Here is a 17,650-nt window from a genome sequence, read left to right as displayed (position 1 = left end):
ATGCCGATTGAAAAAAATATAGAAGTCCTTATAAATAAAAGCATCGTCCTCAAAAATATGGGATATAAAGAGATTAGCAGTATACCACAGGATATATTAAAAGAAGTGGATGAAGCCATATCTCATTCCATGTCGCTTATAAAACCTATGGTAGTCTATGAGAGGCTGCCTTTTGAAGTAAATGAACGAGAAAAGGTTGTCTTGGTCGATGGAAAGTATCAATTTAAAGGTGACTATCTCATAAGAAATATAAAAGGAGCTGATTCGCTGATCATAGCTATAACCACTATAGGCCCGGATATTGATGAACTGTGCGATAAACATTTCAGTTTAGGGGATTATTTCAAGGGAATGGTTTACGATGCTATAGGTGCCGCAGCATTGGGTAGCCTTAACAGAAAATTCTGGCTTCAGTTAGTGAATACGGCTAAAAATGAAGGTATTGGAATAACACATAGATTGAGTCCGGGGCACAATGACTGGGACATAAAGGATCAAGAGGTCATATTTAGCATACTCGATGGCAGCTCTATAGGGGTAGAATTATCTGAGAACTTTATGATGAAGCCCATTAAATCTCTATCCGTGGTTTATGGAATGGGTAAAGGTATTCCCGTGTCTAGAGTGGACCATGATTGCATCGATTGTGAGCTGGATAATTGCGCGTTCAGGGTTATGCCGAGGGCGAAACAAAGTTATAATGTGAACATAATAAATGGTGGCAATAGGCTGATGGTAGAAGTGAAGCGGAATCAGCGCCTTTGGGATGTCCTGGCTGAACACAAGGTTCCTGTGGAGAATTCTTGTAACGGCCATGGAACGTGTGGCAAGTGCAGGGTTATTGTACATCCTGTAAAACCATTTGATAGGTTAACACAGATTGAAAAAGGTTTTATATCCAAAGAAGAAGCTCAAAAAGGTTATAGATTGGCATGTGCTGTTCTCATTGATGAGGATATGGAAGTCCTGGTGCCAGAAATAGATAGGGATGCGGTAGTATTATCTTCAGGTAAAGAAAAGGGAATTGTGCTAAAACCCAGAGTAAAAAAAATCAATGTTTCACTGGAAGAGCCAGGACTGGATGATCAAAGGGATGATCTTAAAAGGCTGGAAGATAACATTGGAAGCGTAAAGGTAGGGCATAACGTTATATACAAATTACCCGATGTCTTGAGACAAAACGCGTTTAATGTAAATGCGGTAGTAAGAAATGGCGAGCTTTTAGATTTGGTGTCAAGAGATCGTGAAGACCTTTACGGTATTGCAGTGGATATAGGAACGACGACAATTGCTGCGTATTTTCTGGATTTAAAGACAGGCAGACAATTGGACGTCTATTCGGCTCTCAATCCTCAAAAACGCTATGGAGCTGATGTAATAACGAGGATAAACCATACGATTATGAATCAAAGGGGATTAGGTGAGCTTCACGATTTAATAATAGAAGAGTTGAACGACATCGTGTCTTACTTTTGCCAAAACAATGGCATAAACAGCAATGACATATATGAAATTGTGGTGGTAGGTAACACTACCATGATGCACATGTTTGCAGGGATACCCTGCGGCAATATCGCCAACGCTCCTTATATACCTGCATATACCAAAGAATTAGAGTTTAAAGCCAGTGAAATGGAGATAAAAATAAACCCTGAGGGTTATGTGGTGATGTTGCCCATGGTATCTGGGTACATAGGTGCAGATACCATTGCAGCGATTATAGCAAGCGGCATGTATGAGAGCGAAGAGATAAGCTTACTTTTGGATATTGGTACCAATGGAGAGATAGTGTTGGGCAATAAAGATAAGATGATATCTTGCTCTGCGGCTGCAGGCCCTGCTTTTGAGGGTGCTAAGATAACTTTTGGAACAGGAGGTATTGCAGGCGCTATAAGCTATGTAGATCTTGATAGCGATAGTATTTATAAAACCATAGGCGACAAAAGACCTATAGGGATTTGTGGTTCGGGCATCGTGGATGCCGTTTCTGAGCTCATTAGAAAAGGAATAATTGATGAGACAGGCAAGATGCACAGAGCTGAAGAGCTGAAAGGTCTATTGGAACCCCGGCTTTTAAAGAGGTTGGTGGAATATAACGGTCAGGTCGCATTTGTGCTTGATGATTCAACGGGAATTGTGTTGACCCAGAAGGATATAAGGGAACTTCAGTTAGCAAAGGGTGCTATAGCAGCTGGTGTAAACATCCTGATAAAGGAGCTGGGTATTCAAGCTGAAGATATACAGAAGGTCTATTTTGCAGGAGGTTTTGGTAACTATATAAGAATAGAAAGTGCTGTAAACATTGGACTCATTCCCAAGATACTAAAAGATAGAATCGTTCAGATAGGAAATGGAGCGGGAGTCGGGGCCAAGATGGCTTTGCTTTCAGATGATTACCTTGAATTGGCGGCAAAGATAAGAAATGAGGTAAAATATGTAGAACTTTCTGCTATGCCTGTATTTCAAATGGAATTTATGAATGAGATGTATTTCTAGGAGCTGTTTCCTATGATATCCAGGGAAGTGTTGCAGAAGAGTATAGACGTGTACAGAAATTCAACCGGCGTAGACGCATACGCGATAAATCCTGTGGGAGATGTACTGTACCAGACTAATAACAGCTATGAATTCTGCCGCTATTTTAAGAAATTTGTAGGTGATGAGTATTGCAGAAGAATACATGTGGAGTCAGGTTATAGAGCCGAAAACTTTGGAGAATCGTATATTTTCTGCTGCCCTAGTGGTCTTGTACACTGGTCTGCGCCTGTGGTGATTAATAAGGTGATGGTTGCCATTTTAGTGGCGGGACCTGTATTGATGATTCAACCTGATGACATCATGTTGGATGATATGGTAAAAAAGTATGATTTAACTAGCCAGCAGCTTGATTTGTTAAGGCAATCTCTTAAAAATATACCTGTAGTTATACCAGAGCGCATACGCTATCTATCAGAACTTTTGCTTATGGTGTCAGAACACATAAGTTCTGAAGAGATGCTTCAGTTAAAAGCTAAAAGGGAATTTTATGAGGCACAGGCCAGAATTGCCGAAGAAATACAGGAGATAAAGGATGAAAACACATTTTCCTATTACCCCTTTGAAAAAGAAAGGGAACTGGTAAGACTGGTAAAATCAGGCGAAAAGATTGCGGCGAAAGCCATATTAAATGAACTGCTAGGTCATATATTTTTTAAAAGTGGTGGCAATTTTGAATACATGAAAGCCCGAGTTTTAGAGTTAGTTGTGATTCTGTCAAGGGCAGCGGTAGAAGGTGGTGCTGACCTGGAGATGATTTTTGGCCTTAATTTAAAATATCTTCAAGACGTTGGTGCCATATCTGATGTTGATGAGCTCTGCTACTGGCTTGTAAAAGTGCTGGATAGGTTTACAGAGAGTATATATAATATCGGTCAGTCTAAAAATACGACGATTTATGAAGCTATTGATTATATAAAAAAGAATTATAAAAGGGATCTGACTCTTGAAGAGGTTGCCAGGTATGTGCACTTAAGTCCTAATTACTTTTCAAAGTTGTTTAAAGAAGAAGTGGGAATGAGCTATACCGACTATCTCAACAAATTAAGGGTAGAAGAAAGTAAAAAATACCTGGTACGGTTGGATCTAAATATTCTCGACGTAGCACTAATGGTAGGATTTCAGGATCAGAGTTATTTTACCAGGGTATTCAAAAAGTATGAGGGAATATCCCCAGGTCAATTTAGAAAAATGAGCTGGGGAAATATATAAAAAAACTAAATTTATTGAGGGGGATTTGTTTTATGGAAATTTTGAAGGAAATTTCAGAGGCATTACAGGTGGGAAATGCCAAAAAAGTAAAAGAGTTGGTTCAAAAGGCCTTAGATGATGGCATATCGCCAAAGGATATTTTAAACAATGGACTTATTGATGGAATGAACATTGTAGGTGTTAAGTTTAAAAACAACGAGATCTATGTACCTGAAGTGTTGATTGCAGCTAGGGCTATGCAGGCAGGCATGGATATATTAAAGCCACTTCTCACTGCTTCTGGGGTAAAACCTATTGGCAAAGTGGTTATAGGGACGGTTAAAGGTGACCTGCACGATATAGGTAAGAACCTGGTAAAAATGATGATGCAGGGTGCGGGCCTTGAAGTGATTGATCTAGGCGTTGATGTGTCACCTGAGAAATTTGTAAATGCCGCTAAAGAAAATGATGCCGATATAGTGGCATTATCTGCCCTGCTTACAACTACGATGCCTGGCATGAAGAATGTTATAGCTGCTTTAGAAGAGGCAGGTATCAGGGATAAAGTAAAGGTTATGATCGGCGGAGCTCCTGTTACTCAGAATTATGCCGATGAAATCGGCGCAGATGGATATGCCAGAGATGCGGCATCAGCAGCTGAAATGGCAAGAGAATTTGTACTCAACAAAGCCAGCTGATGATAAGGCCATCAATAAATATGTATAGGGGTACAGTATATACTGTACCCTTTTTGCACATACATAGCCTGGTAAAAAATAACTTTAAGTAAACCTTGTGCGTTTTTTGTAAATATGATAGCATTTAAATAAATCTTGGCATGCATATGCGGGGGTATATTATGCGTAAAAGCGTGATTTTTAAGCTGCAATATTTTTTTATTTTTTTGGCCATGGGAGCCGTAGCGCCATTTTTTAATCTGTATCTAAAAAAAATCGGTTTCAGCGGTACAGAAATAGGTATAATTGGCTCTATGAGTCCAATTGTCATGCTATTTTCACAACCTTTTTGGGGACTTATATGTGATCGCTATAATGCCAGGAAAAAAGCATTACTTATTGCTGTTTTTTTATCTGCAATTTTAAATTTAAGTTACTTGCTTACACGTAATTTTTATTCCATGATTGTTATAGCTATTGTTGTTAACTTTTTTTCAAGTGCCATAAATCCGATACTGGACAGCAGTACACTTACATATTTGAGCGAAAATAGTAATGATTACGGGAAGTTTAGGGTTTGGGGTTCAATAGGTTATGCTTTTTCTACATTGATAATAGGATATTTTCTACAGATTGCAGGAATAAGCAATATGTTTTATGCATATGCTGCTTTTATGTTGATAACATTCGTTTACTCATTTAAGATGCCAGAAGTTCAAAGAGCTAATGTAAATAGGGGAAAAGGGCATGTAAGCGGGTTACTGTGCAACGATAATTTGATGATATTTCTGGGAATTGTTTTTATAAGCCAATTGGCGGTGGTTATATCCGAGGCTTTTTTTGGAATTTATATGAATACCATAAAAGCTCCCGAAGGCCTTATAGGGTTAGCGTGGTTTATCGCAGCTTTGTGCGAATTGCCGGTTTTTATATACTCTTCTGTTTTGCTAGAAAAATTTGGTTCTAAAAAGTTATTAGCATTTGCTATGGCAGTGTTTGCTATCAGGATATTTTTGTATAGTGTGTTAAGGAATCCTTATGCCGTTTTAATAGTTCAGTCGCTAAGTGGTTTAGATTTTGCACCATTTTATGCGGCTGCTGTCACATTTGTTAACGAACATGCTCCTGAAAACCTCAAGACGACAGCACAAACCTTGTTTAATCTCATAGCTTATAGTTTTTCAAGCATAGCAGGAAATCTTTTGGGTGGTAGACTTTATGATATCTTTGGCATACAGATCATGTACAGATATTTTTCAGCATTGGTAATAATCGCACTATTTTTGTTGTTAATTTTTGTTAGAGAGAAAGCAGGATTAAGTGATCAAAGTTAAAAATATAGTTCGGCATTACCGAACTATATTTCATCAACTTCAACGAACTTTGCGATTATATCAGATACAGGTATAAGTAAATAATCTATCCCTTCATGAGATATTTTGGTTCCAGAAATATCTTTGTATATGACCTTATCACCTACGGCTAATTCATCAGTAGAACCAGCAGATAACGCTGCTATTTCACCTTGCGTAATGTTATCTTGAGCTGTTTTTGGAATTATGATACCACCAATGTTTCTTTCTGCTTCGCTGTTTAATTTGATGAGTGCGTAATTATTTATAGGTTGTATTTTTTTCATACTGCATTCCTCCCTTTCTCATTTTTAATTTATACCTAAAAGTCTATTTATTTTAGCTTTATCAAAGCCTATTACAAATGTGCCATCGATATCGATCTGGGGAACTCCTGTGTGGCCGGTTTTTCTCACCAATTCGTCGGCTGCTGATGGATTTTCTGAAACATTGATTTCTGTATATGGGATATGATTTTTTGAAAGATATGCCTTGGCAGCTGCACACCACGGACATGTCGTAGAGGTGTATACAATTACCCTGTGAAGTTTTCTGTTCTGGTTGTCTTTGCTTGCTGCATTTTTCGAAGGCATTTGAGCTGTAAATCTTTCATAAAAATCGCTGCTTTGTACGCCATAGACTTGATCAACAGGTTTACCTTTTTTAAACAGAAGGACGGCCGGAACTGCATTTATGTTATACAATGGATGGATATCTTTTACTTTTGACGCGTTTACTGCGTATACAGAAACATCAGGATTTTTTGACTTAAACTCTTCGAGATTTTTAAGCGCTTCTATGCTTTTCTGGGATGTATCTGTATAAAATATCAATAAGAAGTAGTCTTTTTGACTATTTTTAATCTCTTCAAAATGCTTTAAATCCTGGATCTGTTCAATCATAATAAGATCACCTTCAACGCAAGATTTACTACCCCCATATAGAGGGGGTGTAAGTCAATATTATCATATCTGTTTTAAAAAATCAATAGCTATATTTTTTGATCGGGATCATATATTAGATGGGTTAAATTTTGCCCTTGATTTGTCGTTGTCTTTTTTTTCTCAAGAAAATACGCACAATTTGTAGGATTATTTATAGAATTGCTCGGCCCTATGTGGTTTAAAGTGCATTTGCCCTCAACCTGATATATGCAGTTTTCTGTACAATTTATATTTGTCATTATAAGTCCCTCCTGTTTTAATATGTCCATTGTACGTAAAACTATAAGTAATGGTAATGTAACAAATCTGAAATATTTGTGTAATAAAAGAGATATAAAATAAAAATAAATGTTATAAAATTTATTCAGAGAACCTGAAAAGTTGTTTTTGACTTTGGAAGCAGTAATCCCGGGAACTTGTCTTATGTAAATGTGGAAACAGGATAGGAAGAGAAAAGGAGGGGGTTGAAGGAACAGATGAGGAATAAATTGGGGCATCTATTTATTTTAACCGTTCTATTTGTTCTGATGTACAGCACGGCATATGCTGGAGCAAAACAATATAGTGTTGATGGACAGCTGATTTCATATAATTATCCTCAGATAAATATTTACATAAATGGTGTTAAAAAAACTCCTACTATTGAACCTTTATTATTAAATAGTCGCGTGTTTGTACATATCAGATACGTCGCAGAGCAGTTTGGAGCAAAAGTTACAGGCTATGACAAAAGTAAGGTATCTATAAATTACAACGGAAAGAACATCGTTTTGTATTATAATAAAAATACTGCTTATATAGATGATAAACCAGTACAGCTAGATGCAACTGTTAAATTGATAAACGGTGGATATACATATGTACCTATAAGGTTTTTAGCAGAGGCATTTGATAAAAATGTCAGGTGGGACAACTGGTCTGTTTATATTACTGACAGGGAGCAACAGGTAGTTAGGGTAAAGGATATACGATATAATGATGGCAAACTACTGGTTCAGACCGACGGCACAATAACTTTTGACAAATTCAATTTGCCATCGCCTGACAGATTAGTGTTAGATCTGGAAAATGCTGTTTTGGATTCACCCAACAACATAAATATAAATAGCAACGGGATAAAACAGATACGATATTCTCAGTTTAGCTTAAACCCCAACAAGGTTCGAGTTGTTGTGGAGTTTGATAAATTAGTTCCTTACGAAATAGCTACTACTGATGATAAAAAAGTGCTATCGGTGGTGTTCAATAAATTAAAAGAGGACAACCCTCCATCAGGACAACCTGCAAACCCATCACAACAGGATCCGGGGTCTTCTGATACATCTAAGCAGAATCCCAATCCTATGAATCCACCTCAGCAGGATCAGCAGCCATCTTCAAATCAATATTTGGTGAATGCTCTTAAATACACAGTCACAGGAGATACAGCCAATGTTGCCATAGCTACAAACGCGTCTGATTATAAAGTAGATAAGTTGGACAATCCTACAAGGGTGTATGTGGATTTATATGGCGCGAAATTAGGCAATTTTGCCAGCACCATAGATGTAAAGGATGACGTAGTAGACACTATAAAAGCCAGTCAGTATTCACAGGATACGGTTCGAGTGGTTGTTTATCTAAATAAAAATGCGTCCTATCAAGTATTGAAACAGGATGGCTTTATAGTATTATCTTTGACACCGATAGATAATTCCAAAAAGATCATTGTGATTGATGCCGGACATGGTGGTTCAGATCCTGGTGCTACAGGTAATAATCTACGTGAAGCCGATGTGGTGTTGCAGATAGCTAAGAAGCTTCAATCTCTATTGGCTCAAGCAGGATATAATGTGGTGATGACGAGGACTGATGATAGTTATGTAGGATTGTATGATAGGCCTGCGTTGGCTAATCAACTTAAAGCTGACGTTTTTGTCAGCATACATGCTAACTCTTTTTCAAATCCTTCTGCTAAGGGTACGGAGATACTTTATTTTAACAATAAGAAATTGGCTCAAGTGGTACACGATGAGTTGATGAAGCAGGTGGATACGGTGGATAGAGGACTTGTTGAAAGGCCAAAGTTGGTTGTGTTAAATAGTACTAATATGCCTTCAATTTTAGTAGAGACAGCTTTTATAAGCAATCCTGATGATGCAAAAAAATTGGCTTCTGATGACTATCAACTCAAGTTTGCGCAGGGAATATACAATGGGATAGTTAAATTTTTAAATCAATAGGCTTATGCCTATTTTTTTTATAGAAAATATTATGCTATAATATTTGCATATGGATTTGAAAGGGGTAAATCGTCTGATGAGGCGTGATAAGAGATTAGCAGACCAGTTAAGAGAAGTAAAAATCACTAGAAGTTATCTTATACATCCCGAAGGGTCTGTTTTAATAGAAATGGGTAATACAAAAGTTATATGCACAGCTACGATTGAGGATAAAGTCCCGCTTTTTTTAAAAGGGAAGAATAAAGGCTGGATTACCAGCGAATATGCTATGATTCCCAGGGCTACCGAAGTGAGAAATGCAAGGGAAATCTCAAAAGGAAGGATTAGCGGCAGGACACAGGAAATTCAGAGGTTGATTGGAAGAGCATTGAGGTCGGTGGTGGACTTGGACGCGCTGGGAGAGAGGACTATATGGATTGACTGCGACGTGATACAGGCTGATGGCGGTACCAGAACGGCATCGATAACAGGTTCTTTCGTAGCCCTCGCAGAGGCTTTTGACAAAATGGTAAAAAAAAATATGATCGATCACATACCACTTACCAGCTATGTAGCGGCAGTAAGTGTAGGTATTGTCAACGGTGAACAGTTGTTGGACTTATGTTATCAAGAAGATGCATCGGCCAAGGTGGACATGAATGTGGTTATGACGGATAAAGGGGAATTTGTTGAGGTACAAGGGACTGGTGAGGATAGTCCTTTTTCTCAAGGAGATTTGTTAGACCTGCTGGTTCTGGCTGAAAAAGGTATTATGCAATTGATAGACAAACAGAAGGAATGCCTTGGAGATATAGCGGATAAGATAGGGGTGAAAAATAATGAAAGTATTGCTGGTGACAAAAAATCAAGGCAAAGCAATAGAAATGAAAAAAATTATGAGTGACATGGATCTCGAACTAATGGATCTTACAGACCTGGACATAGATATAGATGTGATTGAAGATGGCAAGACCTTTGAAGAAAATGCGCTTAAAAAGGCCTATACGTACCACAAGGCCACAGGTCTTCCGTGTATTGCTGATGATTCGGGACTGGAAGTGGATTACCTTAAAGGAGCGCCGGGTGTATATACAGCCAGATATGCAGGAGATAGCGCTACAGATCAGGAAAATATAATGAAGTTGCTTCGTGAGATGGAATCGGCACCCGAAGATCAAAGAAATGCCCGATTTGTATGCGCTATCGCGTTTGTCTTAGCTGATGGTACTGCTATTATAACAAGAGGGGTATGTGATGGGAAAATAGCCCATGAGATGAGGGGCAGTAACGGATTTGGTTATGATCCAGTATTTTATGTTCCCGAGTATAACATGACTTTCGCGGAGCTGGATGATATGGTTAAAAATCGCATAAGTCACAGGGCTAAAGCATTAGAGCAGATGAAAAAATATATAAAAAAGTTGGATGTGATGTTATGAGAATCGGTGTAATAAGTGATACCCATAGGGCAATTGTATTAGCACAAAAGGCTATAGAGCAAATGGGTCCTGTGGACATGGTCTTGCATCTGGGTGATAATTTTACCGATGCTGTAAAGCTGGCCAAGATCTTTCCGAATATAAAATTTGAATATGTAATGGGAAATTGCGATTTTGGATACGGCGATGCCAGTGAAAAGCTATTGGAGATATGTGGAAGAAAAGTTTTTATGACTCATGGGCATAGATACAATGTTAAAATTGGGTATATGGAATTGTATGAGAGAGCAAAGGAATTGGGAGCAGAAGTAGCTTTGTTTGGCCATACCCATTGTCCGATGATGGAGCGTTTGGGTAATGTACACATAATTAATCCTGGTAGTGTATCTATGCCAAGGTGTGGCGTTCAAAGAACATGTGCGATTGTATTTATCGACGAGAAGAAGATTGATTATGGAATGATTGTATTGGAGAATTGATATGTTTGGCTATATAAAACCTTATAAGCCTGAAATGAAGATAAAAGAATACCAGGTTTTTACTGCTTATTATTGTGGCCTTTGTAAGGAGTTAGGACGTAATTATGGTCAGATAAGCAGGTTTACGTTGAATTATGAGTTTACCTTCCTAGCAATCCTGCTGTCAGCATTATCGGATGAAGAAATTGTCATAAGCAAAGAAGGATGTATTATAAGCCCAATAAAGAAAAGGCCTGTTTTAAGGGACAACCCATTTCTTACTTATGCTGCGGATATGAGCACGATACTCACCTATTATAAGTTTATAGATGCTAAAAGAGATGATAAGTCTGTCTTTGGCTTTACAGCATCAACACTTTTTTATAAAATATTTAAAAAGGCAAAGGAAAAATTTCCTGATAAAGAGAGCGACATTAGAAAGCATATTGAGGAATTGAACAAATTGGAACGGGATAGATGCAGGAGCGTTGATGTAGTGGCTGAACCTTTTGCACGTATTTTAAAGGATATTTTTTTATACCCGGATTTAAAGCTATCGGATGAGGAACTGGCAAATATAGCTGAAATGGCATATCACATAGGTAGGTTTATATACATTATTGATGCTTTTGATGATATTCAACGGGATATAGAAAAAGACAGTTATAATCCTCTTCTTTTGCAATTTGAATATAGTGGTGAGCCAATTGATGAATTTAAAGAACGAGTTTTAGACTGGGTAGAGTTTAACTTGACATTTACATTGAGTGTCATAAGCCAGTGCTATGGCAGGTTAAAGTTAAAGAAAAATAAAGGCATAGTAGATAATGTGATTTATTTAGGGTTATACAAAGAGGCAGAGATGGTTTTGAAAGGGGATAAGAAGAAATGCGGAGCCCATATGAAGTATTGGGATTAAGGGAAGGAGCTTCTATTGATGAAGTAAAAAAGGCATATAGGGAATTGGTAAAAAAGTATCATCCTGATCAGTATGGAGATAATCCATTAAAAGAACTGGCTGAGGAAAAACTAAAAGAAATCAATGAAGCATACAATATGATTATGGAAGGCCGTACCGGTACTACTCAAAATAATATGCATTATGAACAAAGATACAGCGGGAATGATTCATATGGTAGATCATCTTACAGTAATTCATACAGCAGTGGTGAAAATGATAGATTTTCAATGGTTATTGATGCTATAAACCGGAAGGATTTTTATAGAGCCGAGAGCATACTGCAGAGTATAAGGGATAGAAACGCTCGATGGTATTATCTTTATGGCTATGTCAACTATTATTTAGGCCGTTATGGAGATGCCTACAGCTGCTTCAGGATGGCCGTAGATATGGAACCGGGAAACCCCGAATATAGAGAAGCATTAAATAATATGATGAGTATGAGAAGTAATTACCAACGGAATGTGTACAATACTATAGGTCGCGAAGACGATTGTTGCCGCGCTCTGTGCACGCTGTGGGCTTGTGACACGTGTTGTGAATGCATAGGTGGGGATATGTGTTCTTGCTTTTGATATGGAGGGAGTGTTGTGTCAAATACCAGAAATATAGCAATAGGAGGAATTCTTTCGGCATCGATTTTAATAATACTTTATCTAGCATCTATACTGCCAACAAGTCGATTGTTTTTGCTTATGATATGTTCTATTATTCTGGCAGTAATTATTATTGAAGTAGGGATAAAAGCCGGATGGTTATCTTTAGGTACAACCTTTTTATTGGCATTATATTTTGCACAAAATAAATCCATTGTGACTTTATACGCGTTGTTCTTTGGGCTTTATGGAATACTTAAAGCTTATATTGAGGGTGTTATTAAAAATCTCTATATACAGTACATATTAAAGCTGTTGTTTTTTAATTGTGACTTATTAATACTTTACTATTTAGCAACCGCATTTGCCGGGAATATTTATAATAACGTATTTCACTATGCATGGTGGATTGTTTATCTATTCCTTTTAGCTGCGTTTATAGTCTATGACTATGCGCTTACGGCTTTTATCTCATATTATTATAAACATATTAAAGGGAAAATATGAAAAACTTTTTAGACCGTATTTAAATTTATTTTTCATTGTTGGCAACCAACAGAATAGCAACATAAAACGGTAAAAAAATATTGACAAACATCATTTTATTTAGTATACTATAATTCGTCAGCTGGATATAATAAGATACAGTTGACAGAGAAAATAAAAAGTGATATAGTTAATTATTGTGATGCGGGTGTAGCTCAATGGTAGAGCCCCAGCCTTCCAAGCTGGTCGCGAGGGTTCGATTCCCTTCACCCGCTCCCATGCGCCTATAGCTCAGTTGGATAGAGCAACGGACTTCTAATCCGTGTGTCGGGAGTTCGACTCTCTCTAGGCGCACTCTATGGTGGATATAGTTCAGTTGGCTAGAGCGCCAGATTGTGGCTCTGGAGGCCGTGGGTTCAAGTCCCACTATCCACCCTGTTATAAAGTATGCGGAAGTGGCGGAATTGGCAGACGCGCTAGATTCAGGTTCTAGTGGCCGCAAGGCCATGGGGGTTCAAGTCCCTTCTTCCGCACTGTTTATGCGGACATAGCTCAGCTGGCTAGAGCGCCACCTTGCCAAGGTGGAGGTCGCGAGTTCGAACCTCGTTGTCCGCTCTTTTATTATAAACTAAAATATACGATATAAGAAAATGGGCGCCCTTAGCTCAGTTGGATAGAGTGACAGACTTCGAATCTGGAGGTCGTAGGTTCGAATCCTACAGGGCGCACATGGAAGAGATAAAAAGATTGGGATGTAGCCAAGCGGTAAGGCACCAGACTTTGACTCTGGCATTCGTAGGTTCGAATCCTGCCATCCCAGCTATTTTATATGTTTAAATGGGGATTTCGTCTATTGTGGTGAGGGGTAGTTCAGGAGAGGTTAATCAGAATTTGTGAAACCGCAGACCTCTGATGTGTTATATCGGAGGTTTTTAATTTTGCATCTGGAAACGATATACTCCGGCTTTTTTATGATTATCTCTTTTATTTTTGGCGCATTAAAAGCAAAATAATATCTATACAAAAATAAAAATAATATAACGATCCATATTTTGGAGCGGGAGACTTGTCATAAGCATTTAGGATTTGATATAATTTTTATAACATAGCAAAGGTGCTATTATTTATAATAGCGCCTTTTATTTTTATAATTATAAAACAAAAGGAGTGACCAGTATGAAATATAATTATTTTATACCTACCAGGATTATTTTTGGAGAAAATTGTATAAAAGAGAACAGCAATTATATGACTATAGGTCATAAAGCCCTTATCGTCACAGGAAAGAGTTCCAGAAATAATGGATCCCTTGACGATGTGATATCAGCACTGGAGAGCCACGGGATAAAATACGAGATCTTTGACAGAGTGAGGTCTAATCCAGATCTGGAAAATGTGTCGGAAGGCGCTGACGTAGCAAGGAGAGCGGATGTAGATTTTGTAATCGGTATAGGAGGCGGGTCGCCTCTGGATGCCTCAAAGGCCATTGCTGTATTAGCTGCAAATCCCATGATGGATGCCGAAGAACTTTTTAGCAATGCGTTTAAAAATAAACCCTTGCCAATTATAGCTGTTCCCACTACGGCCGGCACGGGAAGTGAGGTTACTCCCTATTCTATATTGACATACGACAGGATAGGCTCTAAAAAGAATTTTGTAAGCCCGTATATTTTCCCTCAGGTGGCTTATCTCGATGCCAGATACACCATAAACCTTCCATATAGTGTCACTGTAGATACCATGCTTGACGCACTATCCCATCTAATTGAGGGATATTTATCGGTGAAATACAGTGACTTTTACTTTTGGATGGTGGAAAAAGGCCTTAAAGGGCTTAGCAAAAATTACAAAAGTGTTATGGATGGCCAGCTGGACCTGAAAACAAGAGAGGTATTATTAAATTCATCGCTGTTAGGCGGGATGTTGATAGCACATACCGGTACCTCTATAGTTCACGCCATGGGCTATTCTTTAACTTACTACAAGGACATACCTCACGGCAGGGCTAACGGTATGCTTTTAGCAGATTACCTTAAGTTCAACTGCGAAACCGATGGGGATAAGGTAGAGCACATTTTGAGTTTACTTAATATAGGAGATATTGAGGAATTGCGGAGCATTGTAAGTGGCCTTCTCCAAAGGGTTGACAAAAGACCGGATATATCTGAGAGCGAGATGGCTCATTACGCATCAATTGCCATACAAGCTCCCAATATCGCTAACAATAAAAAAGTTGTTACACAGGAGGATCTCTTTAAGATTTATAAGAGCAGTTTGATGTGGATATGATCAAAGCTTTAAAAGGGTGGGGTTTTTGGTTTTCTGCTTTTATAGGGGGCAAATATTATGAGTATTAGATGCAGGGATATACTGGCGTTGCCTGCTTTAAAGGATATGAAGATCGTCGCGGGAATGGGTGGACTGGATAGGATTTTAAGGTGGGTACATGTATCCGATGTGCCGAAAATTACCCAATGGGTTCATGGAGGAGAATTACTGTTTACAACGGGGATGAGCATAAGAGAAGATGTGTGGTTGTGGTTACAGTTGATAAAGGATTTAAATGAAAAAAACCTGGCAGGGCTGGTTATCAAGGTAGGACCGTATATAAGCCATATACCCCATGAAGTAAGAGATTTTGCAGATTCTCTCGATTTCCCGGTTTTCGAGCTCCCATGGGAAATAAAATTGGTGGATGTAACCCAGTCTATCTGTAATTATATTATAAAAAAACAGGCAGAGGAAAAGTCTGTAAGTGAACTGCTAAATAATATACTGTTTGGCAATTTTAAATCTACAGAGGTTATATTAAAAGAGGCGGAGTATTACGGTTATAATCTCAATTGTCCCCATTGTGCCTGCATTGTGGATATAGACGGGTTTGGAGAATATTTAAAAAGGGAAAATATAAGAGACGAAAAAAATATCGTAGAGATAAAATCACATCTTCATCAAATAATACTTAACATTTTTGAAAAATACGGTAAAAAGGTTCTTTCTATGTTAATGCGGGATTCTGTTATATTTATATGGCCATGTAAAACCACGAAAGATAAATATATGATAAAAAATGTTGCAGAAGATATAAGACAGCGTGTAGCGCACGAGTTAGCTCCTTTAACTGTCAGTGTAGGTATAGGTAGATGCTATAGAGATTTAAAAGAAATGGGCAAAAGTTTAAAGGAAGCTGAAAGGGCTATAAAATTTGTAAATAGAGTAATGGGCAAAGATGCGGTTTCCCATTACAATGAAATGGGTTTGTTTAGATTGCTCTTTGAAGTACAGGACCATGGAGAATTAAAGGCGTTTTATGATGATATACTGGGGCCGCTAAGGGATTATGACGAAAGAAACGGAACGGGATTGTTAAACACGCTGGAGGTGTTTTTGCGGGAGAATGGCAATATGGTTAAGACCGCAGGGGAGTTGTTTATACACAGGAGTACGTTAAATTACAGATTGCAGAGGATTGAGGAGATACTTAAAGTAGACCTTTCCGATGGTGACAATAGGTTTAATTTAAAGGTGGCGTTGATGATAGGCAAGTTTTTGGATTCGGCGAATTAGAGGAAAAGAGAAAGAAATGTTAATACTTTTTGTAGGAAGACAATATGAATATATAATGCTATAATTGAAACAAAATTAGAAAAGCGTAGAGAACAGTGTAGTTCCACATAGCGATGGCGCTAATTTTGAGGTTTTCTCTCAAATTAGCGCCATTATTTATAATAGGAGGGCTGAAATTATGAGAGCTTATGAATTGACAAAGGAACAAATTAAAGATTATGACAGGAAATACAATCTTCATTCTTGGTCAGCCAATGGAAATCTGGATCCATTGGTGATAACTAAGGCAGAGGGGATATATTTCTGGGATGCCGATGGCAAAAGGTATTTTGATATGTCTTCACAGCTTGTAAATTCCAATATAGGCCATGGAAACAAAAAAGTTATTGAGGCTATAAAGGCTCAAGCAGAAAGATTAGCTTATATAGCCCCAAGTTACGCCGTAGATGTAAGGTCTGAACTCGCCAGGAGAATAGTAGAAATAGCACCAGATAATATGGGAAAAGTATTTTTTACCCTTGGTGGCGCAGATGCCAATGAAAATGCTGTAAAGATGGCGAGGATGTATACGGGGAGATATAAGGTGTTTTCAAGGTACAGATCCTATCATGGTTCGACCATGGGAGCGGGAAATATCACTGGAGAGCCCAGGAGATTTGCTTGTGAGCCGGGGTTGGTGGGTTATGTAAAGTTTTTTGATCCATATCTTTATAGATCTGGAATTGATTTTTCCAGCGAAGAAGAGGCGTCCAGGTACTATGTAGATAAATTGAGAGAACAGATAATTTACGAAGATCCAAGCAGCATTGCAGCAATAGTTCTGGAAACAGTGACGGGGAGCAATGGAGTAATAATACCGCCTAAGGGTTATTTAGAAGGGGTAAGAAAAATTTGTGATGAGTTTGGAATAATGATGATCTGCGACGAGGTAATGGTGGGTTGGGGAAGAACAGGTGAATATTTTGCAATCAATAACTGGAATGTAAAGCCTGATATGATTACTTTTGCTAAGGGAATAACTTGTGGTTATGCTCCTTTAGGAAAAACCGGCGGGAATCCTCTCTAATTTATTAGAGAGATGAAATCCAGCTATTTAATTGTAGTTTGCATTGGTATATACTATATGTATGAAAAAAATAAGCTTAAAAAAGCGAAAGACGAGGGGGTGAAAAAGTGAAACTAAAGAAAAACAACCCTGATTTTAAACAAAGGGTTATACAATTTGAATTAAATCCTGATAAAA

General features: G+C 38.1%; 17 protein-coding genes and 7 tRNA genes. 21 read left to right on the top strand and 3 right to left on the bottom strand.

What is annotated here, in order from left to right:
• The 4 genes from BUB87_RS06855 (at window position 1) to BUB87_RS06840 (ending at window position 5,737) form a co-directional block, all read left to right on the top strand.
• The gene (locus BUB87_RS06855) at window positions 1-2,496 is read left to right on the top strand and encodes an ASKHA domain-containing protein (RefSeq protein WP_073343232.1); all 2,496 of its coding nucleotides are present in this window, start codon (window positions 1-3) and stop codon (window positions 2,494-2,496) included.
• A 12-nt stretch (window positions 2,497-2,508) separates the two neighbouring features.
• Entirely contained in the window at window positions 2,509-3,747 is a 1,239-nt protein-coding gene (locus BUB87_RS06850; RefSeq protein WP_073343229.1) for an AraC family transcriptional regulator, read from the top strand.
• A gap of 32 nt (window positions 3,748-3,779) precedes the next feature.
• Complete coding sequence (locus BUB87_RS06845; RefSeq protein ID WP_073343226.1) at window positions 3,780-4,424, top strand: corrinoid protein; 645 nt, start codon at window positions 3,780-3,782, stop codon at window positions 4,422-4,424.
• 161 nt (window positions 4,425-4,585) lie between these two features.
• Window positions 4,586-5,737 (top strand): MFS transporter, encoded by a 1,152-nt coding sequence (locus BUB87_RS06840; protein ID WP_073343223.1) that lies wholly within the window; start codon window positions 4,586-4,588, stop codon window positions 5,735-5,737.
• Window positions 5,738-5,760: 23 nt separating this feature from the next.
• On the opposite strand, the gene BUB87_RS06835 is transcribed toward BUB87_RS06840, so the two are convergent.
• The 3 genes from BUB87_RS06835 to BUB87_RS06825 form a co-directional block, all read right to left on the bottom strand.
• Window positions 5,761-6,042, bottom strand: a complete 282-nt coding sequence (locus BUB87_RS06835) for a co-chaperone GroES family protein (protein ID WP_073343221.1) — start codon at window positions 6,040-6,042, stop codon at window positions 5,761-5,763.
• A gap of 24 nt (window positions 6,043-6,066) precedes the next feature.
• On the bottom strand, window positions 6,067-6,657 hold the full coding sequence (locus BUB87_RS06830; RefSeq protein WP_073343218.1) for a thioredoxin family protein: 591 nt from the start codon (window positions 6,655-6,657) through the stop codon (window positions 6,067-6,069).
• A gap of 89 nt (window positions 6,658-6,746) precedes the next feature.
• Window positions 6,747-6,938, bottom strand: a complete 192-nt coding sequence (locus tag BUB87_RS06825) for a hypothetical protein (protein ID WP_073343215.1) — start codon at window positions 6,936-6,938, stop codon at window positions 6,747-6,749.
• A gap of 225 nt (window positions 6,939-7,163) precedes the next feature.
• Between BUB87_RS06825 and BUB87_RS06820 the strand changes: the two genes are divergently transcribed.
• The 17 genes from BUB87_RS06820 (at window position 7,164) to BUB87_RS06740 (ending at window position 17,473) form a co-directional block, all read left to right on the top strand.
• The gene (locus tag BUB87_RS06820) at window positions 7,164-8,921 is read left to right on the top strand and encodes an N-acetylmuramoyl-L-alanine amidase family protein (RefSeq protein ID WP_159432374.1); all 1,758 of its coding nucleotides are present in this window, start codon (window positions 7,164-7,166) and stop codon (window positions 8,919-8,921) included.
• A 73-nt stretch (window positions 8,922-8,994) separates the two neighbouring features.
• Complete coding sequence (gene rph, locus BUB87_RS06815; protein ID WP_073343340.1) at window positions 8,995-9,804, top strand: ribonuclease PH; 810 nt, start codon at window positions 8,995-8,997, stop codon at window positions 9,802-9,804.
• The gene (locus tag BUB87_RS06810; protein ID WP_234945984.1) at window positions 9,740-10,339 is read left to right on the top strand and encodes an XTP/dITP diphosphatase; all 600 of its coding nucleotides are present in this window, start codon (window positions 9,740-9,742) and stop codon (window positions 10,337-10,339) included. Before rph ends, BUB87_RS06810 begins: the two co-directional genes overlap by 65 nt.
• Window positions 10,336-10,818 carry a metallophosphoesterase gene (locus tag BUB87_RS06805; protein WP_073343208.1) on the top strand — a complete coding sequence of 161 codons (483 nt, stop codon included), beginning with the start codon at window positions 10,336-10,338 and terminating at the stop codon, window positions 10,816-10,818. The genes BUB87_RS06810 and BUB87_RS06805 overlap by 4 nt, the downstream gene beginning before the upstream one ends.
• 1 nt (window position 10,819) lies before the next feature.
• A complete protein-coding gene (locus tag BUB87_RS06800; protein ID WP_073343205.1) occupies window positions 10,820-11,716 on the top strand; it encodes a DUF5685 family protein in 897 nt (298 codons plus the stop codon).
• Entirely contained in the window at window positions 11,686-12,333 is a 648-nt protein-coding gene (locus BUB87_RS14970) for a J domain-containing protein (protein ID WP_073343201.1), read from the top strand. The genes BUB87_RS06800 and BUB87_RS14970 overlap by 31 nt, the downstream gene beginning before the upstream one ends.
• 15 nt (window positions 12,334-12,348) lie before the next feature.
• Window positions 12,349-12,861 (top strand): hypothetical protein, encoded by a 513-nt coding sequence (locus BUB87_RS06790; protein ID WP_073343199.1) that lies wholly within the window; start codon window positions 12,349-12,351, stop codon window positions 12,859-12,861.
• A 183-nt stretch (window positions 12,862-13,044) separates the two neighbouring features.
• A tRNA-Gly gene (locus tag BUB87_RS06785) sits at window positions 13,045-13,115 on the top strand.
• Between the two features lie 5 nt (window positions 13,116-13,120).
• Window positions 13,121-13,194: transfer RNA gene (locus BUB87_RS06780), tRNA-Arg, on the top strand.
• A 7-nt stretch (window positions 13,195-13,201) separates the two neighbouring features.
• A tRNA-His gene (locus tag BUB87_RS06775) sits at window positions 13,202-13,275 on the top strand.
• Between the two features lie 14 nt (window positions 13,276-13,289).
• Window positions 13,290-13,373, top strand: a tRNA-Leu gene (locus tag BUB87_RS06770).
• A gap of 8 nt (window positions 13,374-13,381) precedes the next feature.
• Window positions 13,382-13,455, top strand: a tRNA-Gly gene (locus BUB87_RS06765).
• Between the two features lie 39 nt (window positions 13,456-13,494).
• Window positions 13,495-13,568, top strand: a tRNA-Arg gene (locus BUB87_RS06760).
• Between the two features lie 20 nt (window positions 13,569-13,588).
• A tRNA-Gln gene (locus BUB87_RS06755) sits at window positions 13,589-13,660 on the top strand.
• A 356-nt stretch (window positions 13,661-14,016) separates the two neighbouring features.
• The gene (locus BUB87_RS06750; RefSeq protein WP_073343196.1) at window positions 14,017-15,129 is read left to right on the top strand and encodes an iron-containing alcohol dehydrogenase family protein; all 1,113 of its coding nucleotides are present in this window, start codon (window positions 14,017-14,019) and stop codon (window positions 15,127-15,129) included.
• 57 nt (window positions 15,130-15,186) lie between these two features.
• Window positions 15,187-16,407, top strand: coding sequence for a PucR family transcriptional regulator (locus BUB87_RS06745; protein ID WP_073343193.1), 1,221 nt, complete (start codon window positions 15,187-15,189; stop codon window positions 16,405-16,407).
• A gap of 178 nt (window positions 16,408-16,585) precedes the next feature.
• Window positions 16,586-17,473 carry an aminotransferase class III-fold pyridoxal phosphate-dependent enzyme gene (locus BUB87_RS06740; RefSeq protein ID WP_084110987.1) on the top strand — a complete coding sequence of 296 codons (888 nt, stop codon included), beginning with the start codon at window positions 16,586-16,588 and terminating at the stop codon, window positions 17,471-17,473.
• The last annotated feature ends 177 nt before the right edge of the window (window positions 17,474-17,650 follow it).

Source organism: Caldanaerobius fijiensis DSM 17918, assembly GCF_900129075.1.
Classification (GTDB): Bacteria; Bacillota; Thermoanaerobacteria; order Thermoanaerobacterales; family Caldanaerobiaceae; genus Caldanaerobius; species Caldanaerobius fijiensis.
This window is presented reverse-complemented; position numbering and strand designations above follow the sequence as displayed.